The organism is Pseudomonas sp. Mn2068 (assembly GCF_049319725.1).
GTDB lineage: Bacteria > Pseudomonadota > Gammaproteobacteria > Pseudomonadales > Pseudomonadaceae > Aquipseudomonas > Aquipseudomonas gingeri.
The window spans coordinates 833,537-859,547 of the sequence record NZ_JBMOUG010000001.1; the positions used below are offsets into that span (position 1 = coordinate 833,537).

At 63.4% G+C, this 26,011-nt stretch carries 25 protein-coding genes; 16 read left to right on the forward strand and 9 right to left on the reverse strand.

The features are described 5' to 3' along the window. Nucleotide 1: 1 nt before the first annotated feature. Nucleotides 2-496 carry a hypothetical protein gene (locus tag ACL9RJ_RS03545; protein ID WP_422764894.1) on the reverse strand — a complete coding sequence of 165 codons (495 nt, stop codon included), beginning with the start codon at nucleotides 494-496 and terminating at the stop codon, nucleotides 2-4. 73 nt (nucleotides 497-569) lie between these two features. Beyond that, entirely contained in the window at nucleotides 570-1,370 is an 801-nt protein-coding gene (locus ACL9RJ_RS03550) for a helix-turn-helix domain-containing protein (RefSeq protein WP_017127387.1), read from the reverse strand. Between the two features lie 90 nt (nucleotides 1,371-1,460). Here ACL9RJ_RS03550 and ACL9RJ_RS03555 point away from each other — a divergent pair, with 90 nt between their 5' ends. The 5 genes from ACL9RJ_RS03555 to efeO (ACL9RJ_RS03575) all read left to right on the forward strand — a co-directional run bounded on the left by ACL9RJ_RS03555 (nucleotide 1,461) and on the right by efeO (ACL9RJ_RS03575) (nucleotide 6,727). Then, nucleotides 1,461-2,153, forward strand: coding sequence for an aspartate/glutamate racemase family protein (locus ACL9RJ_RS03555; protein WP_177083175.1), 693 nt, complete (start codon nucleotides 1,461-1,463; stop codon nucleotides 2,151-2,153). A gap of 322 nt (nucleotides 2,154-2,475) precedes the next feature. After that, nucleotides 2,476-3,318, forward strand: a complete 843-nt coding sequence (gene efeU, locus ACL9RJ_RS03560) for an iron uptake transporter permease EfeU (RefSeq protein WP_017127389.1) — start codon at nucleotides 2,476-2,478, stop codon at nucleotides 3,316-3,318. Between the two features lie 8 nt (nucleotides 3,319-3,326). Beyond that, nucleotides 3,327-4,520, forward strand: coding sequence for an iron uptake system protein EfeO (gene efeO, locus ACL9RJ_RS03565; protein WP_017127390.1), 1,194 nt, complete (start codon nucleotides 3,327-3,329; stop codon nucleotides 4,518-4,520). An 18-nt stretch (nucleotides 4,521-4,538) separates the two neighbouring features. Beyond that, nucleotides 4,539-5,879 carry an iron uptake transporter deferrochelatase/peroxidase subunit gene (efeB, locus tag ACL9RJ_RS03570; protein ID WP_017127391.1) on the forward strand — a complete coding sequence of 447 codons (1,341 nt, stop codon included), beginning with the start codon at nucleotides 4,539-4,541 and terminating at the stop codon, nucleotides 5,877-5,879. 23 nt (nucleotides 5,880-5,902) lie between these two features. Then, entirely contained in the window at nucleotides 5,903-6,727 is an 825-nt protein-coding gene (efeO, locus tag ACL9RJ_RS03575) for an iron uptake system protein EfeO (protein ID WP_017127392.1), read from the forward strand. Between the two features lie 124 nt (nucleotides 6,728-6,851). Here the strand turns inward: efeO (ACL9RJ_RS03575) and pssA are convergent, their stop codons facing one another. Next, complete coding sequence (gene pssA / locus ACL9RJ_RS03580) at nucleotides 6,852-8,195, reverse strand: CDP-diacylglycerol--serine O-phosphatidyltransferase (protein WP_017127393.1); 1,344 nt, start codon at nucleotides 8,193-8,195, stop codon at nucleotides 6,852-6,854. 221 nt (nucleotides 8,196-8,416) lie between these two features. On the opposite strand from pssA, the gene ACL9RJ_RS03585 reads away from it, so the two are divergent. From ACL9RJ_RS03585 to pncA, 8 genes are all read left to right on the forward strand, one after another. Next, nucleotides 8,417-10,054 (forward strand): methyl-accepting chemotaxis protein, encoded by a 1,638-nt coding sequence (locus ACL9RJ_RS03585; RefSeq protein ID WP_103032566.1) that lies wholly within the window; start codon nucleotides 8,417-8,419, stop codon nucleotides 10,052-10,054. Nucleotides 10,055-10,157: 103 nt separating this feature from the next. After that, complete coding sequence (locus tag ACL9RJ_RS03590) at nucleotides 10,158-10,721, forward strand: TetR/AcrR family transcriptional regulator (protein ID WP_017127395.1); 564 nt, start codon at nucleotides 10,158-10,160, stop codon at nucleotides 10,719-10,721. Between the two features lie 118 nt (nucleotides 10,722-10,839). Beyond that, entirely contained in the window at nucleotides 10,840-11,319 is a 480-nt protein-coding gene (locus tag ACL9RJ_RS03595; RefSeq protein WP_042935887.1) for a DUF1348 family protein, read from the forward strand. A 195-nt stretch (nucleotides 11,320-11,514) separates the two neighbouring features. After that, on the forward strand, nucleotides 11,515-12,087 hold the full coding sequence (locus ACL9RJ_RS03600; RefSeq protein WP_177131066.1) for a cytochrome b: 573 nt from the start codon (nucleotides 11,515-11,517) through the stop codon (nucleotides 12,085-12,087). Nucleotides 12,088-12,156: 69 nt separating this feature from the next. Then, a complete protein-coding gene (locus ACL9RJ_RS03605; RefSeq protein WP_017127398.1) occupies nucleotides 12,157-12,699 on the forward strand; it encodes a tetratricopeptide repeat protein in 543 nt (180 codons plus the stop codon). A gap of 54 nt (nucleotides 12,700-12,753) precedes the next feature. After that, nucleotides 12,754-13,251 (forward strand): RNA polymerase sigma factor, encoded by a 498-nt coding sequence (locus ACL9RJ_RS03610; protein ID WP_017127399.1) that lies wholly within the window; start codon nucleotides 12,754-12,756, stop codon nucleotides 13,249-13,251. Next, on the forward strand, nucleotides 13,248-14,033 hold the full coding sequence (locus tag ACL9RJ_RS03615; protein WP_177109025.1) for an anti-sigma factor family protein: 786 nt from the start codon (nucleotides 13,248-13,250) through the stop codon (nucleotides 14,031-14,033). The genes ACL9RJ_RS03610 and ACL9RJ_RS03615 overlap by 4 nt, the downstream gene beginning before the upstream one ends. Before the next feature lie 189 nt (nucleotides 14,034-14,222). Further along, nucleotides 14,223-14,891 (forward strand): bifunctional nicotinamidase/pyrazinamidase, encoded by a 669-nt coding sequence (pncA, locus tag ACL9RJ_RS03620; RefSeq protein ID WP_177109024.1) that lies wholly within the window; start codon nucleotides 14,223-14,225, stop codon nucleotides 14,889-14,891. Here pncA and ACL9RJ_RS03625 read toward each other — a convergent pair. The 3 genes from ACL9RJ_RS03625 to ACL9RJ_RS03635 form a co-directional block, all read right to left on the reverse strand. Further along, nucleotides 14,848-16,557, reverse strand: a complete 1,710-nt coding sequence (locus tag ACL9RJ_RS03625) for a SulP family inorganic anion transporter (RefSeq protein WP_422764895.1) — start codon at nucleotides 16,555-16,557, stop codon at nucleotides 14,848-14,850. The two genes, pncA and ACL9RJ_RS03625, sit on opposite strands and share 44 nt — an antisense overlap. A 139-nt stretch (nucleotides 16,558-16,696) precedes the next feature. After that, nucleotides 16,697-17,836 (reverse strand): glycerate kinase, encoded by a 1,140-nt coding sequence (locus ACL9RJ_RS03630; RefSeq protein WP_103032565.1) that lies wholly within the window; start codon nucleotides 17,834-17,836, stop codon nucleotides 16,697-16,699. A 99-nt stretch (nucleotides 17,837-17,935) separates the two neighbouring features. Continuing rightward, nucleotides 17,936-19,045 carry a sugar diacid recognition domain-containing protein gene (locus ACL9RJ_RS03635; protein ID WP_017127405.1) on the reverse strand — a complete coding sequence of 370 codons (1,110 nt, stop codon included), beginning with the start codon at nucleotides 19,043-19,045 and terminating at the stop codon, nucleotides 17,936-17,938. Nucleotides 19,046-19,203: 158 nt separating this feature from the next. Between ACL9RJ_RS03635 and ACL9RJ_RS03640 the strand changes: the two genes are divergently transcribed. Both ACL9RJ_RS03640 and ACL9RJ_RS03645 read left to right on the forward strand, forming a co-directional pair. After that, nucleotides 19,204-20,517, forward strand: coding sequence for an MFS transporter (locus ACL9RJ_RS03640; RefSeq protein ID WP_017127406.1), 1,314 nt, complete (start codon nucleotides 19,204-19,206; stop codon nucleotides 20,515-20,517). 152 nt (nucleotides 20,518-20,669) lie between these two features. Next, nucleotides 20,670-21,683 carry an aldo/keto reductase gene (locus tag ACL9RJ_RS03645; RefSeq protein WP_422764896.1) on the forward strand — a complete coding sequence of 338 codons (1,014 nt, stop codon included), beginning with the start codon at nucleotides 20,670-20,672 and terminating at the stop codon, nucleotides 21,681-21,683. Between the two features lie 18 nt (nucleotides 21,684-21,701). Here the strand turns inward: ACL9RJ_RS03645 and ACL9RJ_RS03650 are convergent, their stop codons facing one another. Both ACL9RJ_RS03650 and ACL9RJ_RS03655 read right to left on the reverse strand, forming a co-directional pair. Continuing rightward, nucleotides 21,702-23,219, reverse strand: a complete 1,518-nt coding sequence (locus tag ACL9RJ_RS03650; RefSeq protein WP_017127408.1) for a CoA-acylating methylmalonate-semialdehyde dehydrogenase — start codon at nucleotides 23,217-23,219, stop codon at nucleotides 21,702-21,704. A gap of 159 nt (nucleotides 23,220-23,378) precedes the next feature. Next, complete coding sequence (locus tag ACL9RJ_RS03655) at nucleotides 23,379-24,053, reverse strand: MOSC domain-containing protein (protein ID WP_422764897.1); 675 nt, start codon at nucleotides 24,051-24,053, stop codon at nucleotides 23,379-23,381. 114 nt (nucleotides 24,054-24,167) lie between these two features. On the opposite strand from ACL9RJ_RS03655, the gene ACL9RJ_RS03660 reads away from it, so the two are divergent. Next, nucleotides 24,168-25,055 carry a LysR family transcriptional regulator gene (locus tag ACL9RJ_RS03660; protein ID WP_042935891.1) on the forward strand — a complete coding sequence of 296 codons (888 nt, stop codon included), beginning with the start codon at nucleotides 24,168-24,170 and terminating at the stop codon, nucleotides 25,053-25,055. Here ACL9RJ_RS03660 and ACL9RJ_RS03665 read toward each other — a convergent pair. Further along, on the reverse strand, nucleotides 25,033-26,010 hold the full coding sequence (locus ACL9RJ_RS03665; protein WP_422764898.1) for an NAD(P)H-dependent flavin oxidoreductase: 978 nt from the start codon (nucleotides 26,008-26,010) through the stop codon (nucleotides 25,033-25,035). The two genes, ACL9RJ_RS03660 and ACL9RJ_RS03665, sit on opposite strands and share 23 nt — an antisense overlap. Nucleotide 26,011 lies beyond the last annotated feature (1 nt).

The following is a 26,011-nucleotide window of genomic DNA, read 5'->3' on the forward strand; positions in this document are numbered from 1 at the left end:
CTCACACGCGTTCGCGGGGGATCAGGCTCTGCAATTGCACGGCGAGGAAATCGGCATCGAATGCGAAGATGTCCGGGTCTTTCAGGCCATTGGTCTTGCGCCACTGCCAGTCCCCGGTACCCGGCACGCCCACCAGTGAAACGCTGCCATGGCGTGCCGCTGTCAAGCCCACCACCGCCAGGGAAATCGCACCACCGGCGCCCATCACTTCCGGGACGAACTCCACCGGTTTGCCGGCGATATGAATGCTCAGTTTCTGCGTCTTGAAGGTCGAGGTTTCCACCGCGACGCCAGGGCCGAAGGCCACGTAATCCTCGCGCCGCACTTCCAGCAGGCCCGGTGCCTTGACCGGCTCCAGCCAGCGCTCGATATGATCGAACAGCTCGACGATCCGCGCCGTCCAGTGGGCCGACTGGCTGTCGAACAGTTGCTGCTTGTGCGCTTCGCTCTCGGCGTAGTGCCGAAGCATTTCCCTCAGTTGCCGTACATCGTCCATTGAACTGCTCCTCGGGTGAACCTGAATCGAAGCCACGATCATGGCAGATCGCATCCAGGGGCGTACGACTAACTCATGGAGAGCTTTTGCAAGAGAGTCGCCTGCGGTACTCGCCGGGTGTCACCCCCAGCACCTTGCGAAAGGCGCTACCCAGGTGCGACTGATGGGCGAAGCCGCAGTCCAGGGCGATCTCCGCCAGTGCCAGGTCGGAGTTCTCGATCAGTCGTCGCGCGGCCTGAACCCGGACCTCGAGCAGGTAGGCATGGGGAGTCATGCCGATGGCACGGGTGAAATCCCGCAGGAAACGCAGTTCCGACTGCCCTTGTTCGGCCGCCAGCCGCGTCAGGCTCAAGGGCTGCGCAAAGGCTTCGGCAAAGCGTTGCAGGATCGGCCCGAAATCACCTGATCGACGGACCGAAACCGGAGCCGTGTCACACAGCCCGACAAAGTCCAGTGCAGCGGCTTCCAGGGCCAGTGGATCGGTGTGCGGATCCAGCAGCAACCGGCGCAGTTGCCGTCCGCAGGACAGGCCCCGGGCATGACCGGGAATCTCCAGGCGGCGCTGCGTCGGGGCCTGTTCATCCTCGAGCCGCCAACGCGCCAGTAGGTATTCGCCGCCCCTGGCCGACTCGGAAAACACCTCGACGCCGGGCGGCGTCAGTGCCAGGGTGCCAGGCCAGGTGTCGAAATCCATACGCCGGTCGGAATCGATCGCGTGCACGCCCTGCTGGTGTTCCAGGGCAATGCCCAGGGTCTGCCATTGCACCGGGTCGCGGCCGCTGTAGGCCGAGCGCGGCAGCAATTGCAGGCACAGCCGCCCGTCCAGCAGATGCCGGGGAGGAACTGGAAGCACTGCAGGCCGTTGCCCCGGCATATGAAATTTCCTGATAGATGGGAGCTGATGCCGCCGCGCAGACTGCGCAAGGCACCCTTTATCGACACCTTTTATCGACAGGAGCACCACATGCGTACCATCGGCCTTATCGGCGGCATGAGCTGGGAATCCAGCGCCGAGTACTACCGGATCATCAACCAGCAGGTCCGCGCGCGGCTCGGCCCGTTGCGCTCGGCGTCGCTGCTAATGTACAGCGTCGACTTCGGACCTGTCGAACAGGCCCAGCACGCCGGGCGCTGGGACGATGCCGGGCTGATCCTGCAGGACGCCGCGCGGCGCCTGCAGGCCGGTGGCGCCGAGTGCGTGGTGCTCTGCACCAACACCATGCATCGGGTCGCGGAGCAGATCCAGGCCGCGGTAGACATCCCCTTCCTGCATATCGCCGAGCCGGCCGGACACGCCGCCCTCGCGGCCGGGGCACGGACCGTGGGGCTGCTCGGCACCGCGTTCACCATGGAGCAGGACTTTCTCAAGCAGCGCCTGGTCGCCCAGGGCCTGGAGGTGCTGGTGCCTGAAGCCGACGAACGCCAGGCCGTGCACCGGATCATCTACGACGAACTCTGCGTCGGCATCATCAGCGAACATTCGCGCCAGGTTTACCGGCAAGTGATCGCCGGACTGGCCGCCCGCGGCGCCCAGGCGGTGATTCTCGGATGCACGGAAATCAGCCTGCTGATCAAGCCGGAGCACAGCGACCTGCCGTTGCTCGACACCACCGAGTTGCATGCACTCGCGGCGGTCGATTTCGCCCTGAGCACCTGATATCGCCCCATGGCGGATGCACCTTGCCAGAGCCGGCTTGCTGGCGATCGCGAGGCATCCGTCAGCACGGATGTCGACCAGCAGATCGCTATCGCCAGCAAGCCGGCTCCCACGGTGACCCTGCCAGACGTCTGTCTTGCGCAGACCGGAATCCCGCTGATCGTTCCCCCGCTCTGCGTGGGAACGCCCTTCTGGACGCTCTGCGTCCGGGCAGCCCCCTGCCGTTCAGCCCAGGTTCAGCTATTGTCAATGAAAGCTGTTTAGTAATGAGTATCATTATGTTACAAATTACCATCCACTTTGTAACGGACGCGATTGCCGAATGCTGGTTCCCTTTCTGATCATGTTGCGCGAAGGCATCGAAGCCGCGCTCATCGTTGGCATCATTGCCAGCTACCTCAAGCAGACCGGCCGCGGCCAGTGGATGCCCGCCGTCTGGATCGGGGTCTTTCTCGCCGCCGCCCTCGCCCTGCTGGTCGGTGGCGGCCTGGAACTGATGAGCGCCGAGTTCCCGCAGAAACAACAGGAACTCTTCGAAGGCATCGTCGGCCTGATCGCCGTCGGCATCCTCAGCTCTATGGTGTTCTGGATGCGCAAGGTCGCCCGGTCCATCAAGCATTCCCTGCATGTTTCCCTCGATCACGCCCTGGCCGGTTCCAGGCACCAGGTCTGGGCGCTGATTGCCATGGTGTTCTTCGCCGTGGCCCGCGAAGGCCTGGAAACCGTGTTTTTCCTGCTGGCGGTGTTCCAGCAGAGCGAAGGCCCGGGCGCGCCGATCGGTGCCCTGCTCGGCCTGATCCTGGCGATTTTCGTCGGCTTCGCCATCTACACCGGCAGCATGCGCCTGAACCTGAGCCTGTTCTTCCGCTGGACCGGCCTGTTCATCCTCGTGGTCGCCGCCGGCATCCTGGCCAATTCGGTACAGGCACTGCATGAAGCCGGGCTGTGGAACCACCTGCAAGCCGTGGTCTTCGATATCAGTGCCACGCTGCCGATGGACGGCCCGACCGGTTCGGTGCTGGCCGGCATGTTCGGCTACCAGGATGCCCCGACCGTCAGTGTCGTAGGCGCCTACCTGCTGTACCTGGTGATCGCGCTGGTGATGTTTTTCATCCCCGCCGCACCACCGGCAACCAAGCAAACCTCTTCCGTTCCCAACCAGTAAGGTTACCCATGTCCAACCCTGCAACTGGCAAACCGCCCCAGGCCTTGCGCTGGGCGGTAGCCGGCTCGGTGATCGTGATGATCGCGGCCGGTGGACTGTTCTACTACGCCTCGCAACTGGCAGCGAGCAAACGCCAGGGTCATCACAACGAAATCACCGTCAGCATCCTGGCCCATAGCTGTGAACCGAATGCACTGACCGTTCCAGCCGGGCTGAACAGCTTCCGTATCCTCAACAAGTCGGATCGCGCGGTGGAGTGGGAAATCCTCGACGGCGTGCTGGTGGTCGAAGAACGCGAGAACATCGCCCCCGGCTTGAGCCAGGTGATCAACGCCAACCTCGCCCCTGGCGACTACGCGATTACCTGCGGCCTGCTGAGCAATCCCCGTGGCACGCTGCACGTGACCCCGACCGCTGCCTCTGATGCGGCCGCCCAGGCGCGTCCGTCGATGACCGCCTTTATCGGACCGCTGTCGGAGTTCCGCGTCTACCTGAGCACCCAGGGCAGCGCCCTGATCAAGGCGGTCGACGCCCTGCAACAGGCCATCGCCGCCGGCGACCTGAGCCAGGCCCAGGCGCTGTATGTGCCGGCCCGCGCCGCCTATCAGCGCCTGGCACCGGCCGCCCAGCGCTTTTCCGAACTGGACAACGGTATCAACGCCCGCGCCGACTACTACGAAAAGCGCGAGCAGGACCCTGGCTTCGGCGGCTTCCACCGCATCGAATACGGCCTGTTCCAGCAACGCAACCTCGATGGTCTGATGCCCACCGTGCAGCGTCTGCAGGCCGATGTGATCAGCCTCAAGCAACAGTTGCTGGCCCAGTCGCTGCCCCCGGAACAGTTGGTCAGTATCGTCGCCCGCAGCATGCACAGCATCGCCGAGACCCGCGGCAGCAGCGGCGAGGAAGAACGCTACAGCCATATCGACCTGAATGGTTTCGCCGCCAACCTGCAAGCCACGCGCAAGGTCATCGACCTGCTGCGGCCATTGCTGGCGAAGTCGGCCGCCGACCTGCTGCCCAAGCTCGACAACGCCGCCGTTGCCCTGGATGCCGAATTCAACGGCCTGCGCACCGCCGACGGCTATGTCGCCTATGACACCGTCAGCGCCGAACAGCGCAAGCAGCTTGCCGACAAGGCCAAGGTCCTGGCCGATGCACTCGATGGAATCGATCCCGCCCTTGGCCTTTCCGGCCTGTAATCAGCAGACGACCCGAACATGAGCGATTCATCACAGCGTAACAACGAGTTTTCCGCCGACCGCCGCCGCGTTCTGCTGGGCATGGGCGTAGCCGGCGCGGCCATTGCCGGCAGCGCCCTGAGTTGTCCGGCCATGGCGGCGTCACAGGGCCAGGCCGGTCAAGCCCAAGTAGCTCAAGCCCAGGTAACCCAGGCTCCGAGCAGCGACAAGACCCAGGACCGCCACGATTTCCATGGTCAGCACCAGACCGGCATCGTCACGCCGCGTCCGGCAGCCGGCATGATCGTCACCTTCGACGTCCTCGCCAGCGACCGCAAGGACCTCGAGCGCCTGTTCCGCACCCTCAACCAGCGCATCGCCTTCCTGATGACCGGCGGCGCGGTGAAGCAGGTCGACCCGAAGCTGCCACCGGTGGACTCCGGGATCCTCGGCCCGGTCGTCACCCCGGACAACCTGACCATCACCGTCTCCGTCGGCGACTCGCTGTTTGATGAGCGTTTCGGCCTGGAGGCCGCCAAACCCAAGCGCCTGAGCCGGATGGTCGGTTTCTCCAACGACGCCCTGCAGCCGGACCTGTGCCACGGCGACCTGAGCATCCAGTTCTGCTCCAACACCCCGGACACCAACATCCACGCCCTGCGCGATATCGTCAAGAACACCCCCGACCTGCTGCTGGTGCGCTGGAAGCAGGAAGGTTCGGTACCACCCCAGGCCCCGGCCAAGCCCGGCGAACCGGCCCAGAGCGCGCGCAACTTCCTCGGTTTCCGTGATGGTTCGGCCAACCCGGACTCCAACGACGGCAGCGCCATGGACCGTATCGTCTGGGTCCAGCCCGGCAGCGACGAACCGGCCTGGGCCGCCCATGGCAGCTACCAGGCGGTGCGGATCATCCGCAACCTGGTGGAGCGCTGGGACCGCACCCCGCTGCAGGAGCAGGAAAGCATCATCGGCCGGGTCAAGAGCTCGGGCGCGCCCATGGACGGCCAGAAAGAAACCCAGGTACCCGACTATGCCAAGGATCCCGAAGGCAAGCTGACCAAGCTCGATGCCCATATCCGCCTGGCCAACCCGCGTACTGCCGAGACCCAGCGCAACCTGATCCTGCGCCGGCCGTTCAACTACTCCAACGGCGTGAGCAAGAACGGCCAGCTGGAAATGGGCTTGCTGTTCATCTGCTACCAGGCCGACCTGGAGCAAGGTTTTATCGCGGTCCAGACACGACTCAACGGTGAGCCCCTGGAGGAATACCTCAAGCCGATCGGCGGCGGTTATTTCTTCACCTTGCCGGGAGTCACCGGCGATCAGGATTTCATCGGTCGCTCGCTGCTATCTGCAACACCACAAAAAACCACTGCTTAACCCTTAACTCACGGAAACGTCCCATGAAGAAGTCGCCTCTTGCTTTGTTGTTGGCCGTCGGCCTGCTGCACACTCCGCTCTCGGCTTTTGCGGCCACCGCGCCCCTGGACCTGGTGGGGCCGGTTTCGGACTACAAGATTTACGTGACTGAACAGCTCGACGAGCTGGCCAGCAAGACCCAGCAGTTCACCGACGCCGTGAAGAAAGGCGACCTGGCCACCGCCAGGAAGCTCTACGCACCGACCCGCGTCCACTACGAGTCGATAGAGCCGATCGCCGAGCTGTTCAGCGACCTCGACGCCGCCATCGACTCCCGTGTCGACGACCATGAGAAAGGTGTCAAGGCCGAAGACTTCACCGGTTTCCACCGCCTGGAGTACAGCCTGTTCTCCGAAAACTCCACCCAGGGCCTGGGTGACCTGGCCGATGGCCTGGACAAGAACGTCAAGGACCTGCAGGCCCGCGTCGCCGGCCTGACCTTCCCGCCGGAGAAAGTCGTCGGTGGCGCCGCCGCCCTGCTCGAAGAAGTGGCCGCGACCAAGATTTCCGGTGAAGAAGACCGCTACAGTCACACCGACCTGTACGACTTCCAGGGCAACATCGACGGCGCGAAGAAAATCGTCGACCTGTTCCGTCCGCAGATCGAGAAGCAGGACAAGGCCTTCGCCGCCAAAGTCGACAAGAACTTTGCCGCTGTGAACAAGATCCTGGCCAAGTACAAGACCAAGGACGGCGGTTTCGAGACCTATGACAAGGTCAAGGACGCTGACCGCAAGGCCCTGGTGGGTCCGGTCAACACCCTGGCCGAAGACCTGTCGACCCTGCGCGGCAAGCTGGGCCTGAACTAAGGCTCATGTGACCTCCAGGCGATGCAATGTCGCCTGGAAGGCCACGCTGTGCAGAAACTGGCTTCCAGCGACAACGGCCTCGAGCCTTGCATCGCCGGCAAGCCGGCTCCTACAAGGAGCCGCCTCAAAGCATCCGATACAACAACCGCTCGATTTTCACCCGACTGACCCGCCGCAGGAACTTGCTCACCGCCTCCGGGTATTCCACCAGGGTATCCAGCTCCTTGAAGCTGTCGATACGCCGCGTGTTCTCGAAAATCAGCTCCAGCTCCCGGGCCCTTGGCTCCAGCAGTTCGCTGCGCGGATCGTCGATCAGCAAGGCGTTTTCCAGGTCCAGGCGGAAGGCCCGGGGATTGAGATTGTTGCCGGTCAGCAAGGTATAGCGCTGGTCGATCCACATGCCCTTGAGGTGGTAGGTATTGTCACCGTCACGCCACAGGTGCAGGTTCAGCAGGCCACTGTCGATGGCCGCCTGATGACGCTTGGCGAAGCGCCGCAGGCTGATCTCGTACAGGTACGGCAGAGCGGCGATGACCTTGAACGGTTGGCTCGGCGGGATATAGAAGTCGTTGGCGGTCTTGTCGCCGACGATGATATCGATCTTCACCCCTCGCTCCAGGGCCCGGTTGATCTCCCGGGTCACCGCCAGCGGCAGGTTGAAGTACGGCGTGCAGATGGTCAGTTGCTGCTGGCTGGCGGCGATCAGTTCGCAGATCACCCGGCTCAGCGGGTTGTTCTTGCCCAGGCCCAGCAGCGGGCTGACCGACAGGCTGAAACTCGGTTCGGCGCCGGCCTGAGTGTCGTACTGGGCCTTTTTCAGGCGGCTGCGCAGATCGCCGATACCGCCGCGCAGGCTGCGGGTGCTCGGCAGGCTCGGCAGGTCCAGGCGGCAGACCGCATGGGAAGCCAGCAGCTCCTTGCGAATCAGCCCCTGCATCGAATCGGCCAGGGCGCGGTTTTGCAGCAGGTGATAGCGGTCGAAGCGGTACTTGTCGAACTTGTGCAGGTAGACGTTGTTCAGGCTCGCGCCGCTATAGATCACGCAATCATCGATCACGAAACCCTTGAGGTGGAGCACGCCGAACAACTCGCGGGTCTGCACCGGCACGCCGTAGATCGGCACTTCGGTGGTGTGGTCGCGGGTCTGCGCCTGGTACCAGGCGCTGTTGCCCGGCTGCTTGCCCGCGCCGATCAGGCCACGCTGGGCGCGCAGCCAGTCGACCACGACGACGATCTCCAGCGCCGGATGGGCCGATTTGGCCGCATGCAGTGCATCGAGAATCTCCTGCCCCGCCTCGTCTTCCTGCAGATACAACGCCACCAGGGTGATGCGTTGCCGTGCCCCGGCGATCTTCTCCAGCAGGCAGCGACGGAACTCGGCGGCCGACGGCAGGATGGTCAAGGCATCGGCAGTCAACGGGAAACTGCGCAGTTTGGGCAACAGGGAGCGTTTGAAGAGCGACGGCATAGGGCTCGCTAAGGGTCGAATGCGAAGGACTCGAGAGCTTACACCATGCATCGCTTTTTGCGCTCGCCTTCCAGGAGGGCGTTGCTGCCAACCTCGAGATATTCGGCCCATTGCCCTGATAGGCAAAAACAAATTCCGACTGGCCCTTGTAACGGGCTACAAGTTGGCCCATCTAATGGCTCTCTGATATCAATCCTGCGTTTACGCTAAGGAAACCTGAAATGACCCGCTCTCTGACAATCGCCAAACGCCTTGGATTGGGGTTTGGGCTGGTACTTTCGCTGTTGATTCTGGTGACCCTCATCGGGGTCAATCGCGTGGGGTTGATCGACTCGACCCTGACCAACGTCAGTGACGACAGCGCGGTCAAGCAACGCTACGCCATCAACTTCCGCGGCAGTGTGCATGATCGCGCCATCGCCATTCGCGATGCGGTGCTGGTCCGCGACGGCGCCGGTCTGGACACCCACCTGCGCAACATCGAACGGCTGAACGCCGATTACCAGGCCTCGGCCCAGCCGATGGATGCGATCTTCTCCCACATGGGGGCCTCCGATGCCGAACGGCGCCTGCTCGATGACATCAAGAGCAGCGAGCGCGCTACCCAGGCCCTGACCGCCCGCCTGATCGAGCTGCGCAAGCAGGGCGACATGGACAAGGCCCAGGCTTTCCTGCTGTCCGATATTTCCCCGGCCTACAAGGAATGGCTCAAACGCATCAATGCGCTGATCGACTGGGAGGAAGCCTCGATCGGCACGCAACTGGCCGACGTGCGCGCCACCGCCAGCCACTTCGCCACCCTGATGCTGCTGGCTACTTCCATCGCCGTGCTGCTCAGCGTACTGGTCTCGGTGCTGATCATCCGCAACCTCAAGTCGACCCTCGGCGCGGAACCGGAAGCGGTCGCCGACTCGATCCGCCAGCTGGCCAACGGCCAACTCGACGGGGTGATCGATACCCGCTACCCGGACAGCGTCATGGGCGCCCTGAAGACCAGCAACCGCCACCTGGCCGAAACCATCACCCAGGTACGAGCGGTGGCCCACGACCTGATGGGCTCGTCCACGCAACTGCTGGCCAGTTCCGACAGCAACAGCGAGCAGATGCGCGTACAGACCGGGGAAACCCAGCGCATGGCCACCGCCATCAACCAGATGGCGGCCACGGTCCACGAAATCGCCGGCTACGCGCAGAAAGCCGCGCTGGCCAGCAACGCCGCCGACCAGGCGGTGGAAAGCGGCAAGCAGATGGTGCAGACCACCTCCAGCGAGATGCAGCGCCTGTCCCTGGTGCTCGACGGCGCAGCCGAGTCGGTGGACCAGGTGTCCCACGACAGCCAGGCCATCGAAAACGTGGTGGCGGTGATCAATTCGATTGCCGAACGCACCAACCTGCTGGCCCTCAACGCCGCCATCGAGGCCGCCCGCGCCGGCGAGGCAGGACGCGGCTTTGCCGTGGTGGCGGACGAAGTGCGCTCCCTGGCGACCCGTACCCAGGATTCGACCCGGGAAATCCGCGAAATGGTCGCCCAGTTGCAGTCCGGTGCCGGCAAGACCGCCGAGATCATGCGCAACAGCCGCGAAATGGCCCAGCAAACCGTCGAACGCACCCGTGTCGCCGAAGGCGCGTTGATCCGGATCCGCGAGGAAGTCGGCGCGATCAATGACATGAACGCACAGATCGCCAGCGCCTCCACCCAGCAAGGCGTCGCGGCCCAGGAAGTGAACCAGAACATCAACCGCATCCACGATGCGGCCATGGAGACTTCGGTCGGCTCCAACCAGGTGGCCCTCTCCAGCCGCGAACTCTCGGTACTGGCCGACAGCCTGACGCAGAAAGTCAGCTTCTTCAAAGTCTGATCTCCCCGCCATCACGGTTGCCAGGGACGGCAACACAGCTCCCGACGGTTTATTTCGAGAACAGGGATTGACCATGGAGAACGATCGTTCTACCATCTCTCCCATGAACGAAAATATTCCGAATCAAACCCGCGACACCCTTCTGGATACCGCCGAGCGGTTGATCTACCAAAGTGGCATCCATGCCACCGGGATCGACCTGTTGGTGAAGACTTCCGGCGTGGCGCGCAAAAGTATCTACAAGTACTTCGGCACCAAGGATCACCTGACCGTCGAGGCCTTGCGCCGGCGGGACGTGCGCTGGATGCAGTGGTACCGCCGCGAAGTCGACAAGGCCGCCACCAGCGGTGAACGTCTGCTCAACCTGTTCAGTGTCCTGACGGGCTGGTTCACCTCCGAAGGCTTCCGTGGCTGCGCCTTTATCAATACCGCGGGCGAGACCGGCGATCCACAGGATCCGGTGCGTCTGCTGGCCAAGGAACATAAACAGAAACTGCTCGACTATCTCGTCGAGCTCTGTGAAGCACATGGCATCGACGACAAAGAAGCAGTTGCCCGGCAATTGCTGATATTGATCGACGGAGCCATTACCGTTGCACTGGTCATGGGCGACCACGGTGCAGCCGATAATGCGCAATGCATGGCGCGGAAGTTATTGGCGCTCTGACGGCGTCATGCCCCGGGAATAACCGCTCAATCTGGATGACGACTTCCCGGGCGTGACACCTTTCGCTTGAACACAGCGCGACAACTGGTCTGAACTCAACCTCATTGGAGACATTGAAATGTCATCTAACGCAGACGCTCGCCCGCCACTTCCGCCTTTCACCCGTGAATCGGCGATTCAGAAAGTTCGCCTCGCCGAAGACGGCTGGAACTCCCGCGACCCGGAACGGGTGTCCCTGGCCTATACCCTGGACACCAAATGGCGCAACCGCGCCGAGTTCGCCAACAACCGCGAAGAAGCCAAGGCCTTCCTCAGCCGCAAATGGGCCAAGGAGCTCGATTACCGGCTGATCAAGGAGCTCTGGGCCTTTACCGACAACCGTATCGCGGTGCGTTACGCCTATGAATGGCATGACGACTCGGGCAACTGGTTCCGGTCCTATGGCAACGAAAACTGGGAGTTCGACGAGAACGGCCTGATGGCCCATCGTTTTGCCTGCGTCAACGACCTGCCGATCAAGGCCGAGGAGCGCAAGTTCCACTGGCCGCTGGGACGTCGTCCCGATGATCATCCGAGCCTGTCGGACCTGGGCCTGTAACCGCCTTTCCCACGGCTATCACCGATCGTTCCCACGCTCCGCGTGGGAATGTCTCCGTGGACGCTCTGCGTCCGCTTTGTGACGCAGAGCGTCGCCGAACGGGGTAAGGACCTCAGGGCTTGAAATTATTTCGCCCACGAATGAATAAACTCCAGATATCGCGTGTTCAATCCACAACGCCACCGAGGATTGTCCATGCACACCGTCTCCCTGCCCCCGGGCAACACGCCCACGCACCGCCATGACCGCCTGACCATCGGCCTGCACTGGCTGACCGCGGTACTGGTGATCTATCTCTTCGCCAGCTCGCAGATCTGGGCCCAGCTGGAGCGCGGCACGCCATGGCGCAAAGGCCTGCAGTCGTTGCATATCTCCTGCGGGATCCTGCTGGCGCTGATCGTCATCGCCCGGATCCTCTGGCGTCTGTTCGCCGCACGCCGCCTGCCGGCATTGCATCGCGGCGCCATGAATACCCTGGCCAAACTCGCCCATCTGGCGCTTTATGGATTGCTGCTGGCACAGATCGGCCTGGGTTTCGCCTTTCGCTGGGCCCAGGGCGAGCCCTTCAGTTTCTTCGGCCTGGTGGACATTCCGACGCTGGTCAGCCTCGACCGTTCGCTGCGCCCGGTACTGGCCGGCCTGCACGAACAGGTGGCCTGGGTTATCGTGATCCTCGCCGGCCTGCACGCGATCATGGCCCTGGTGCATCACTACGGCCTGGGCGACGACACCCTGCGGCGCATGCTGCCGGGCGGCCGCCTGAAATAATTTTCAGAACCACCGAATAAAACCCGACGCCCAGGCGTTCTCCTTGTTGCCGACCCCGGAGCAGTACCCATGAGCCTTCGTAAAAGCACTTTCGCCGTTCCCTTCCTGATTGCCAGTTGCCTGGCGGCTTCGCTGTCGAGCAGCCTGGCGTTCGCCTCCGGTGACGATCCCGCGCCCCCCAAGCCGAAATGCACCGAGCAGCAAATCTGGAACCCGAGAGAAAACAAGTGCGAGCCCAAGGTGAGCAGCACCACCACCGACGACGAACGCGCCGACTACGCCTACGTCCTGGCCAAGGACAAGCAGTACCAGGCAGCGCTGGACGTGCTCGACACCCTGAAGGACCAGAATACCGCCAAGGCCCTGAACTATCGCGGCTACGCCACCCGCAAGCTGGGTCGCACCGACGAGGGCATCGGCTATTACTTGCAAGCCGTGGAACTCGATCCAAACTATGCCCAGGTCCGTGAATACCTGGGCGAAGCCTACGTGATCAAGGGCCGCCTGGACCTCGCCCAGGAGCAGTTGCAGACCATCAAGTCGCTCTGCGGCACCCAGTGCGAAGAATATGAAGACCTGGCAGACGCCATCGCCCATCCTACCCAGAGCTGATAATCGATAGACGCGGAGGTTGCCATCGCCAGCGACAAGGAAATACGAGCCGAGTTGGGCCAGCACCTGGCACGCCTGTGGCGTTATGCCCTGGTGTTGTCCCGACAACGACATATCGCCGAAGACCTGGTGCAGGCCACCTGTGTCCGGGCGCTGGAGCGTGGCGACCAGTTCGTCGCGGGCACCCGCATGGATCGCTGGCTGTTGAGCATCCTGCATTCGATCTGGCTCAACGAGGTCCGCTCCCAGCGCGTGCGCCGGGGCCAGGGACAGGTCGATGCCGACGAGGTGCTGTCCTTCGACGGCGAGCAGGTGGTGCAGACCCATGTGCTCGCCTCGCAGGTCATCAAACGCGTCGACGCCCTGCCCGAAGCGCAACGCGAAACCGTGTTCCTGGCCTATGTCGAAGGCCTGTCATACAAGGAAGTGGCCCATGTTCTTGAGGTGCCGATCGGCACGGTCATGAGCCGGCTCGCCGCCGCGCGCATGAAACTGGCGGAGCACCCGCCCCTGCGTGCCGTGCCCACCTCAACCAGCGGAGAACGGCGATGACTGATCAGCTTTCTCACTACACGCCTTCCGATGAACTTCTGGTGGCCTTTCTCGATGACGAACTGGATATCGAGGAACGCACGCGCGTGGAAATCGCCATCGCCGAAAACGAGGCCGTCGCCGAGCGCATCGAATGGCTGATCCGCAGTGACCTGCCGTTCCAGGACGCCTATGGCGAACTGCTCGAACAGGCTCCCCTGGCCAGGCTCGAAGCCATGCTCGACTCACTGCCGTCGGAACGCGCCAGGCCGCCCATGAGCCGACGCAGCTTCCTCGCGGTCGCCGCCAGCTTCATGGTTGCCGGGATCGCCGCCGACCGGCTGTTCCAGGTCTGGCAGGCGCCGGCACCACAGAGCGAAGTCAGCTGGCGCAGCGTGGTGGCCGACTATATGACGCTCTATACCACGCAGACCCTGGACAACCTGCCGGGCGACGAAGCCTCGCAGCGGGCGCAGTTGCAGAACCTCGACAAAGGCCTGGGACTGGTCCTGGAGCCTAGCCAGGTAGCCTTGCCCGGACCGCAGCTCAAGCGCGTGCAGATGCTGGAATACGAGCATGTGCCGATTGCCCAGATGGCCTACCTCGATCCGCAGCACGGGCCCCTGGCGCTGTGCATCACCCGTTCGAAGAACGGCGTGAAGCCGGTGACCGAGGAAGTCCGGCACGGTATGAACGTAGTGTTCTGGGCTGGAAAGACCCATGCCTACATGCTGATCGGACGCAACTCCGCCGCCGAGCTGCAAGCCATGGCGAATGTGCTGCGCGAGCGTTTCGCCACCTAGCCTGCGCCAGGTCGGGCAGCAGCCGTTTCACCCGGGAACAGCTACCCGGGGGAAACGGCGACCGGTCAATCACCTACCCTGTCCGGCGCCGAGTGCTGACAACACGGCGCACCTCCTGCGCAAGCCGGAAGAACTAGAGTCATCCTTGTATGCTTTACCCCGTGAAATTCAGCATCCGAGGACATTTGAATGCCCCACACTGACAGCCTGTTGCCCCTGAACGACCCACGTTGCGCGCTGATCGTGATCGACGTGCAGAACGACTTTATCCCCGGCGGCCAGCTGGCCGTTGCCGGTGGCGACGAGATCGTGCCGCTGATCAGCCGCCTGGCGAGCCGTTTTCGCAATGTCATCATCGCCCAGGACTGGCACCCCGCCGGTCATGCCTCGTTCGCCAGCAGCCATCCGGGGCGCGTGCCGTTCGACACCGTGCAATTGGCCTATGGCACCCAGGTGCTGTGGCCCGACCATTGCCTGCAAGGCAGCCGTGGCGCCGAACTGCATGCCGACCTGCACCTGCCCCATGCCCGGCTGGTGATACGCAAGGGCTGCAACCCGGGCATCGACAGCTACTCGGCGTTTGTCGAGGCCGACCGCAAGACCCCTACCGGCCTGGCCGGATACCTCAAGGAATGCGGGATCGAGACGGTGTACCTGACCGGCCTGGCCCTGGACTACTGCGTCGCCTGGTCCGCGCTGGACGCCAGGGCGGCGGGCTTCACCACCTTCCTGATTCCCGACGCCTGCCGTGCCATCGACATGGACGGCTCATTGCAACGGGCCATGGAGGAGATGGAAGTGGCTGGCGTCCGGTTCATCGACTCACTGAGCCTGGTGGCACTGAATCAGCAGTGCTGAGCCCACTGTCGACTGCCTGCGCCTGCTGCACCACGGCATAGACGCTCAACTCACTGAGAGTGACCCTGGACAGGACCTCCTGCGGTAACGCCAGCAAGGCCTGATGGGCCTCGTGCTTCAGGCGGGCAAACAGCAGGTCCTGGTCCCCGGCCCGGAAACGCCGGATAAAGTCCTGCAGCGCCTCGAGGCTGGTGCCATCCAGGTCAGGGGACTCTTCCAGGCTGAGGATCACCGCCTTTACCCCCGGCCCCTGCTGTCGGGCCAGGCGCTGGACACTGCCGAGAATGCGCTCGGCATTGGCGAAGAACAGCGGCTCCCCCGGCCGCAGGATCAGCAGCCCCGGCACTTCACGGGCCTGCGGGTGCAACTGGCAATCGACAAAGTCATGGCCGTCAGCCAGGTGCCCCAGTACCTGGACCGCCGCCGAGGACATCTGCCGCAGCATCAGCAGCAGGCTGATCGCCACCGCCGCCAGCAGGCCGTCCAGTACCCCGAGTAACAGGACCGCGCCTACCGCGCAGATCGCCAGGAATCGATCGCGACGCCAGGCGAAGTAACGCTGCAAGGGTTCCAGGCTGACCGCCCGGGTCAAGGCATGAATGACAATCGCCGCCAGCACCGGCTCCGGGGTCAACGCGATCAACGGCAGCAGCGTCGAGACAATAAGCAGCACCACCAGCGCGGCGACCACTCCGGCACAGCGTGACGCCGCCCCCGCGGCCTCATTGGCCGAAGTCGCCGAATACCCGGCACCGGCCGGCATGCCATGAAACAGCCCGGACAACAGGTTGGCACCGCCCAGCACCAGCAGGTCGCGATTGGAACTCACCCGGTCGCCATGCTTGAGGGCGAAGGCGCTGATGGAGCCATAGGATTCGGCATACAGGATCATCACCAGGGCAAAGCCCAGCTCTACCAGCTTCAACCAGTCGGAGAAGCCCAGGCGTGGTAGCGACGGCACTGCCAATTGCAGGTCGATGACACCGATCAGGCCGACCCCATGACTCGGCAGATCCAGCCATTCGCCCGCGGCGACCCCCAGCATCACCACCAGCAGGCCCCCCGGCAGACGTCGGAAACGCCCGAAAATCCACAGCAGCACCAACGCCACGCCGGCCACTACCGCGCCGGCCCAGTTCCATCGGGGCAATTGCCCGAGCAGTTCGGGAATAAAGCGGATCAGGTCACTGTGCTCCGGATGGACATCGACGATGCTCGCAACCTGCTTGAGGATGATGGTCACCGCAAGGCCGAAGGCAAAGCCGCGCAACACCGGCTTGGCGATAAACGAGGTCACGCTGCCCAGCTTGAACAGCCCGGCAAGCAGGAACATCAGGCCGGTGATCAGCACCAGGCCGATGGCCATGGTCAGGCGCAGGGCGATGTCCGTTCCGGCCACCGACAGCGTCGCCGCGGCCAGTACCGCGGCGGACGACGAGGTGGCCGAGACGATCGCAAAGCGACTGGTACCGAACAGTCCGTAGCAGAGCAGCCCGGCGAACAGCGCGATCACCCCGGCCTGGGGCGGCAGATTGGCGATGGTCGAATAGGCCACCGCCTCGGGCAGCAGCAGGCCGGCGATCGACAGGCCGGCGATCAGGTCAGCCCCGCTACGACGAGGCTGGGCGGAAGGTGCAGCGGTATTGCAGGGTGAAGGTTCACGCATCGATGGGCCGGTCCGTCCTGGCAGGTAGCGGGCATCCTGGCTTCGCGCCAGTTGCAGGGCGGTCTCACGCTCCTTGTGCGCAAGCTTAGCGCTGAATCGTCCGGCAGACACTATCTCGCCACAAGGAAGAGGGTGTCGCTCAGCGCGCTGCCGCCAGCTTCCACACCCGGGCGATATCCCGCGCCCGCGCCGACAGCAGGGGCGCGGCCTCGGCACACGCCTGTTCCAGGCTCATCGGTCCGGATGCCAGGGCAAACGCCGCATCGACACCGTGCTGGTACATCTGCTCATAACCTTCGCCCAAGGTGCCGGCCAGCACGATCACCGGCACGCCATACTGCCGGGCAATCCGCGCCACGCCAAAGGGCGTCTTGCCACGCAGCGTCTGGGCATCGAAGCGCCCTTCGCCGGTGATCACCAGATCAGCACCTTGCACCGCCTGCGCCAGGCCCACCAGTTCGGCGACCACTTCCACCCCCGGGCGGAACTGCGCGGCGAGGAAGGCCTTGGCGGCGAAGCCCAGGCCCCCTGCCGCACCGCTGCCGGGCTCGTCGCGGACATCACCGGGCAGTATCTCGGCGCACAGGTCGGCAAAATGCCCGAGGGCGGCATCCAGCTCGCGGACCTGGGCCGGTGTCGCGCCTTTCTGCGGACCGAAGATCGCCGAAGCCCCGTGCTCGCCGCACAGCGGGTTATTCACGTCGGCGGCGATTTCGAAACGCACTTCGGCCAGGCGCGGGTCCAGCCCGGCCTGCTCGATACGCTGCAGTTGCGCCAGGGCCCGGCCGCCTCGCGCCAGCGCCTGTCCCCGGGCGTCGAACAAGCCCAGGCCCAATGCCTGCAAGGCACCGGCACCGGCGTCGTTGGTAGCGCTGCCGCCGATGGCCAGAATAATCCGCCGGGCCCCGGCATCGAGGGCCGCGCCAATCAGCTGGCCGGTGCCGAAGGTACTGCTGATACAGGCATCTCGTTGGCCGGGCGGCACCAGTTGCAGGCCGCTGGCCTCGGCCATCTCGATAATCGCGGTGTGGCTGTCCGGCAACCAGCCCCAATGGGCCTGCACCGGCGTGCCCAGGGGCCCCTGGACCGTCGCGTCACGCCGCTCGCCATTGCAGGCCGCCAGCACCGACGCCACCGTCCCCTCGCCACCATCGGCCATCGGGCACTGGATCAGTTGTGCCTGCGGCAGGACTTCGGCCAGCCCTTCGGCAATGGCCTTGGCCACAGCGTCGGCACTCAGGCTGTCCTTGAAGGAGTCAGGGGCGATGATGATTTTCATGGGGGCGTTCTCCGGTTCTTATGGCGTCCATGCTGCCAGTTGAAACTGGGAATGACGCCTGTCTGCTGCACAAGCATTGGCGGGCTTTATTGTTCATTTCTACAAACCCGGCTCGTCGTGCGGCAGCAACTGCACGCCCAGGTACAACGCCAGCATCCCGTCCAGGCGCAACGGATCGACGCCGCTGAGTTCGGCGATACGCTCCATGCGATAGCGCAGGCTGTTGCGATGGATGCCCAGGGCTTCGGCGCAGGCATGACTCTGGCCATCGTGCTCGCACCAACTGCGCAAGGTCGAGAGCAACTGGCCGTTGCCATCCTTGGCGATCACCCTGCGCAAGGGCTTGAGCAGTTCCTCCAGGGCATCGTCATCACGATGCCGCCAGAGCATCACCGGCAGCCGATAGCGGTTGAGCTGCAACACGCGGGTCAGAGGCACCACATCGCGACCGTAGGCCAGCAGGTCGCTGACCCGCCGGTAACAACGGCGCAACCCCGCCAGGCCATCGGCCTGTCCGCCCTGGGCGAGTCGCAGGACTTTCCAGCCCTGGCCGTCGAGCTTCTCCAGCAACCGCAGCTCATCCAGTGCCACCGTCGCCGGACGGCACCAGAGCAATGACGACTCCGAGGCACTGACACACCAACTGTCGGGGTATCGCGACTGCAGCCAGGTAATCAACGCGTCGACGTTCTGCCCCGGCTCCAGTTCGAACAGGCACGGAATGCGCGGCAACTGCGGCTTGAGCCCCATCTGCCGGGCTTCGTCGACCAGCCGCGGCGAATCCCCGGCATCGCCCAGGAGCAGGGCCAGCAGGTCATCGCTGCGCTGGCGCCGCCATTGCTGCTCGGCCTGCTGATGGCGCTGGCCCACCAGCATTTCGGCGGTCATGCGTACCAGCTCGGCGTAGGTGCGCAACTGATCCGGGTCGCCGGTGATACCCAGCACGCCGATCAGCCGCTGATCGTGCAGCAGCGGCAGATTGATCCCCGGTTGCACGCCCTTGAGGTGCTTGGCCGTCTGTACATCGATCTCCACTACCCGCCCATTGGCCAGTACCAGCTGTGCCCCTTCGTGCCGGGTGTTGACCCGCTCCTTCTCGCCACTGCCGAGAATCAGGCCCTGGCTGTCCATGACATTCACGTTGTAAGGCAGGATCGCCATCGTGCGGTCGACGATATCCTGCGCGAGGTCATGGTCCAGTTCGAACATGGGGAGCGGGTCCTTGGTCTAGATTGTTCAGTGGCACAGGGTACACCGGCAAACCCTGTGCATCGGCACAAAGACAGCAGGCCCCGGGGTGGCCGAGACTCACAGGGCGATCAACGTTACCCTTGCATCGCAAAAAATCATAATAAAGAGAGACCGCCATGTCACAGAGCGCCGCGTTGCCCCAGGCCACCGCTGACTTGAAAAATGCCGTATACAAGCGCATCACCCTGCGCCTGATCCCCTTCATCTTCATCTGCTACCTGTTCAACTACCTCGACCGGGTCAACGTTGGATTCGCCAAGCTGCAGATGCTCGACGCCCTCAAATTCAGTGAAACCATCTACGGCCTCGGGGCCGGGATCTTCTTTATCGGCTACGTGCTGTGCGGCGTACCGAGCAACCTGGCCCTGAACCGTTTCGGTCCACGGCGCTGGATCGCACTGATGATGATCACCTGGGGCCTGTTGTCGACCTGCCTGCTGTTCGTCACCACACCGACCCAGTTCTACACCCTGCGACTGTTCACCGGCGCCGCGGAAGCCGGGTTCTTCCCGGGCGTGGTGCTGTACCTCTCGCAGTGGTTCCCGAGCTTCCGGCGCGGTCGCATCATGGCCCTGTTCATGTCGGCGATCCCGGTTTCCGGCCTGCTCGGCAGCCCGTTTTCCGGCTGGATCCTCAACCACTTCGCCGCCGGCCAGGGCGGACTCGCCGGCTGGCAGTGGATGTTCCTGCTGCAGGGCATCCCCACCGTACTGCTGGGTGTCGCGGCGTTCTTCCTGCTGGCGGACAAGTTCGCCAACGCCAGGTGGCTGACCGCCGAAGAGCGCGCGGTGCTCGAAGCCGACCAGGCGATCGATGCCGCCAACAAGCCGAAAACCGTCAGCGACTCCCTCGGCGAGGTGTTCAAGAACCCGGCCATCTGGGCGTTCGGCCTGATCTATTTCTGCATCCAGAGCGGCGTCTACGCCATCAACTTCTGGCTGCCGTCGATCATCAAGAACCTCGGTTTCAGCGACAACCTGGTGATCGGCTGGCTCAGCGCGATTCCTTATCTTTTGGCGGCGGTGTTCATGCTGCTGGTGGGACGCTCCGCCGACCTGCGCAAGGAGCGTCGCTGGCACCTGGTGGTACCGATGCTGATGGGCGCCATCGGCCTGCTGATCGCGGTCAACTTCGCCACCCACCCGGCCATCGCCATTCTTGGCCTGACCATCGCCACCATGGGCGCCCTCACCGGCCTGCCGATGTTCTGGCCGGTGCCGACCGCCCTGCTCAGTGCCGGTGCCGCCGCCGGCGGGCTGGCCTTGATCAACTCGATGGGCCAGATGGCCGGTTTCCTCAGCCCGTACCTGGTCGGCTGGGTCAAGGATGCCAGCGGTTCCACCGACGCCGCACTGTATGTGCTGGCGGCCGTGATCGTCGGCGGCAGCCTGCTGGCCCTGCGCATGACCCGCGGCCTGCGCGCCCAGTAATCCCCACGCCATGAAAAGGATCTGGTAACCGGCATCGCCCGTTATCAGGTCCACACACCGTCAGATATTGGCAAGATAATTGAGGGATTGCCCGGCGACGGGCTTCTGGTATCTGATTGAGACTTTTCCGTCAGCGCAAAAGGACGACAATCATGAGTTATCGCACCCTCGGCCAGTCCGGGCTCAAGGTTTCCACGCTGACCCTGGGCAGCATGATGTTCGGCGAACAGACCGATACCGAAACCTCCCTGCGGATCATCGACAAGGCCTGGGACCAGGGCGTCAATTTCATCGACACCGCCGACGTCTACAACGCCGGGCGTTCGGAGGAAATCGTCGGTGAAGGGGTGGCCCGCCACCGGCACGACTGGATCATCGCCTCCAAGGTCGCCATCGGCCCGGCGGATGGCGTACCGAACCGCAGCGGCCTGAGCCGCAAGCACATCTTCAATGCCATCGAGGCCAGCCTCACGCGCCTCGGCACCGATTACCTGGATATCTACTACCTGCACCGCGAGGACCACAATACCCCGCTGGAGGTCACCGTATCGACCATCGGCGACCTGCTGCGCCAGGGCAAGATCCGCCATTGGGGGCTGTCGAACTATCGCGGCTGGCGCATCGCCGAAGTGATCCGCGTGGCCGAACGGCTCGGGGTCGACCGGCCGGTGATCAGCCAGCCGCTGTACAACATCGTCAACCGCCAGGCCGAGACCGAGCAGATCACCGCCGCCGCGGCCTACGGTCTCGGCGTGGTGCCCTACAGCCCGCTGGCCCGTGGCGTGCTCAGCGGCAAGTACGCGCCGGATGTCGCGCCGGACGCCAACAGCCGCGCCGGCCGCCAGGACAAGCGGATCCTGGAGACCGAATGGCGACCGGAGTCCCTGCGCATCGCCCAGCAGATCCAGCAATACACCCAGGACCGCGGCGTGGGCATTGTCGAATTCACCATCGCCTGGGTCCTGAACAACGCGGCGGTCAGCTCGGCGATTGTCGGTCCGCGCACCGAAGCACAGTGGGACAGCTACACCAAGGCGCTGGCGGTACAGATCAGCGCCGAGGATGAAGCCTTTATCGATTCGCTGGTGACGCCGGGGCATGCCTCGACGCCGGGCTTCAACGATGTCAGCCACTTCGTTTCCGGACGCAAGCCGCTGAATCAGTAGCCTGTCCGGGCGAGCCGGCTACTGGGAAGTCGGCATCGCGAATTCGGCCCCCTTGGCGATGCTGTTCGGCCAGCGCTGCATGATCGATTTCTGCCTGGTGTAGAAGCGCACGCCTTCTTCACCATAGGCATGCATGTCACCGAACAGCGAACGCTTCCAGCCACCGAACCCGTGCCAGGCCATGGGCACCGGAATCGGCACGTTGATGCCGACCATGCCGACCTGGATCCGCCGGGCGAACTCGCGGGCGACATGACCGTCGCGGGTATAGCAGGCCGTGCCGTTGCCAAACTCGTGGGCATTGATCAGTTCCACCGCGTCGGCAAAGTCCTTCACCCGTACACAGGCGAGCACCGGGCCGAAGATTTCCTCCCGGTAGATCTTCATCTCGGGTGTGACGTGATCGAACACGGTGCCGCCGAGCCAGAAACCGTTTTCACAGTTGTCGCCGGCTTGCCGGCCATCAAAGCCACGACCGTCGACCAGCAACTGCGCACCTTCCCGGATGCCCTGCTCGATGTAGCCGGTGATACGCTCGCGCGCCACCTGCGAGACGATCGGCCCCATTTCGGCGGCCAGGTTCATGCCATCGAGGATCTTCAGCGTCTCCGTGCGCTCGACCAGTCGCGGCATCAGCCTGTCGGCAACATCTCCCACCAGCACGGCGACCGAGATGGCCATGCAGCGCTCCCCTGCCGAACCGAACGCCGCACCCATGAGCGCATCGATGACCTGGTCGATATCGGCGTCGGGCATGACCACCATGTGGTTTTTCGCTCCGCCCAGGGCCTGGACACGCTTGCCGTGGCGCGCGCCGGTCTCGTAGATATGGTTGGCGATCGGCGTCGAGCCGACGAAGCTCAAGGCCTTGACTTCCGGATGCTCCAGCAGCGCGTCCACCGCTTCCTTGTCGCCCTGCACCACGTTGAACACGCCGTCCGGCAGCCCGGCCTCCTTGAACAGCTCGGCGATCAGCAAGGCCGGTGTGGGATCGATGGGGCTGGGCTTGAGGACAAAGGTATTGCCGCAGGCAATGGCCACCGGGAACATCCACATGGGCACCATCACCGGGAAGTTGAAGGGCGTTATGCCAGCAACCACGCCCAGGGGCTGGCGCACGGTCCAGTTATCGATGTTGGTGGAGACCTGCTCGGAGTAATCGCCCTTGAGCAGTTGAGGGATGCCACAGGCGAACTCGACCACTTCGATACCGCGGGTGACTTCACCCTGGGCATCGGTGAAAACCTTGCCGTGTTCGGCGGTGATCATCCGGGCCAGCGTGTCGCGGTTCTTGTTGAGCAGGTCGAGAAACTTGAACATGATCCGCGAACGACGCAGGGCCGGCAGGTTCGACCAGGCCGCAAACGCAGCGGACGCGGACCGTACCGCGGCATCGACCTCTTGCGACGAGGCCAGGGCCACCCTGCCGGTCACCGATCCGGTGGCGGGGTTGGTGACGTTTTGCGTGCGCCCGGAAGTACCTGGCATCACGCGACCATGAATGTAATGGGCGATATCGGCTGGCTGATTGCTCATGACGGGAGTCCCCTGTGTGGTGGTTTCTTGTTGGAAACAGCGAGGCGGTCTTCCGGCGAAACGCCCGGTCAATGGCGACCCGGTTCGTCGGAGTGCCCCGCGGAGACAACATAGGAGCCACGCCAGATCATGTAAAATGATGATTAATGATCCATTCGATCACTTATCATGAAGTCTCTGGCCCAGCCATTTCGCCCTCTCAGCCAACCGTCGCTGCCAGTCCGCGGCCAGCCCGGGAATCGCGGCCAACGCCAGCAACTCCTCTATCAGCGGCCGATGAGACAGTTGCACTTCCCAGAACCTGTCGATGGAAAACCGATCCGTTTGCCGCTGCACAAGTTCGATCACGTCGCCTTCGCGGATAACCCCGGGTTCGAGTACCCGGTAATACCAGCCGGTAATTCGCTCATGGGCCACAAACATCGACATCTGTTCGACGCCAAAACGATGATTGATCTTCCAGCACGGACTGCGCGGTTGCGACACCTGCAAGACTGCACCGCCCATCTGGAAAACATCGCCGATATGCACATTTCGTTCGCTCAGTTCCACCGCACAGATGTTTTCTCCCAGACTGCCGGGATTCAACTCCTCCACACTTTGCGGATAAGCCAGTGCCAATCGTGCGTAGTTTTCCATCGCATATTGATGAACGGCCTTTTCCGGCCCGCCATGCACCCGGGTATCCGCATGCTCGTCACCCACGATGCCCTGGATATCCACGCGGACCGGGCCCGTCACTCTTCGTTTGAAGATTCCGCTGCGCTGCCCTTCGGGCTGTAAAGTCCCTGTTCCGCCGGCAAAGATACTTTCGATTTTCGAAGTCAGTTTCATCTTTTAACTGCCCGCCTCGCCCCTGTTTTCCGGCACTTTACTAATCACCATCAATCTAGTAAATTGATGGATAGTGATGACATCCATCACTTCTAATAATAGGTGACATTACTTATGGAAATGCGCCAGCTGAAGATTTTCTGTGCGGTTGCGGAGCTTGGCAGTTTTACCGCGGCGGCAATCAACGTGAATACCGTCCAGTCCAATGTCACCATGCGGGTGAAAGAACTTGAAACCGAACTTAATCGGGATCTGTTCATTCGCAAGAAAAGTGGTGTAGTCCTGACTTCAGCCGGTGAAACATTCCTCGGTTATGCCCGACGCATATTGCAACTCACGGATGAAAGTCGCAGCGCCCTGATGGATACCGGCGTGCCGAGCGGAATGCTGCGACTGGGATCGATGGAGACCACCGCGGCGATCCGCCTGCCGCAAGTCCTGACCCGCTACCGCGAGCGTTTTCCCGAGGTACGGCTTTCCCTGCTGACCGGCACAACCGCCGAGCTGATCAAGGCCATCGAGACCCATCGGCTCGACGGCGCTTTCGTTGGCGGGTTCCACCAGAATTCGGCCCTGGCACAGGACGTCGCATTCGAAGAGGAACTGGTGCTGGTCAGTAGCAGCCACTTCGACTCGCTGGCAACGCTGATCGAACAGATGCCCCAGCAAACCGTGCTGGTTTTCCGCACCGGCTGTTTCTATCGCTCGACCCTGGAGAACTGGTTCTATCAGGTCGGCCTGGTGCCCAACCAGATCATGGAGCTGGGCACACTCGACGGCATCCTCTCATGCGTGGCGGCGGGCATGGGCGTGACCCTCCTGCCCAGGGCCATCGCCGAGAGCTGCAGCGTGCGGCATGCCATTCACTGCCACACGCTGCCGGCCGAATTCGCCAACGTCTCGACGGTCTTCATCCGTCGCAGCGATACCATGCTCACCTCTGCCCTGAGCGCCTTTATCGAACTGGCGCAGGAGCACATCAACCGGCCAACGATTCAGTAAGCCTGACCGGCGCCTGATCAGCGGGCGCCAGCCCCTCGACCAGCACGGCCATGCGATCCGCCGCGGGCCCGACACGATGGATTTTCCCCACCCCCTGGCCGGCATACAGCGATAGCTTCCTGGCCATGCGTGGCGGATCGATCTTGCGGGCGCCCCCGCCCATCAGGCGCAACGGATTCCATTTGTCACGATTGGCAATGACCCGGTGCGGTGTCCCGTACGTCCAGCCAAAGGAATAGCCGGTGCGGTACTCGGTATCATCCGCGGTCGCCTCGACAATCTTCTGCTTGTAGAGCTCATGGGCATTGGACTCGTTACAGGCGACAAAAGCCGTGCCGACGACAACCCCCGCCGCGCCCAGCGAGAGCATGGCGCGGACATCCTCGCCGGTGACGATCCCCCCGGCGGCCAGTACCGGCCGCCCCTGCGCGACGGCAACCAGCGCCGGCAACAGCGACATGATCCCGATCGTGCCCCGATTCAGGTGCCCGCCGCTTTCGCTGCCCTGTGCCACGATGATGTCAGCCCCTTGCTCGATGGCCTGCCTGGCCAGCGCTATCGAGCCCACCTGCACCATCACCCGCATCCCGGCGGCCTTCGCCCGGGGGATCATATCGGCGGCGTAATCCTCGGCATAAAACAGCGACAGCAGCCGGGGCCTTTCCTGCAGGAGCACCTGGAACTGCGCTTCGAATACGTCGGGGCCACCAAACTGCGGGACGAGATTGACGCCAAAAGGCCGGTCGGTCAGTGCGCGTGTCTCGTGGATCCAGCGACGCAGGACCGATGGCGCCAGCCTGAGCCCGCCAAGAACCCCCATCCCGCCGGCGTTCGCCACCGAGGCAACCAGTTCGGGGCCGGAAATGGCCGCCATGCCACCGAGAAAGATCGGATAACGAACGCCGCAGAGTTGGGTGATTGCATTGCCGGAAAAATCAAAGTCGACTTTATTCATG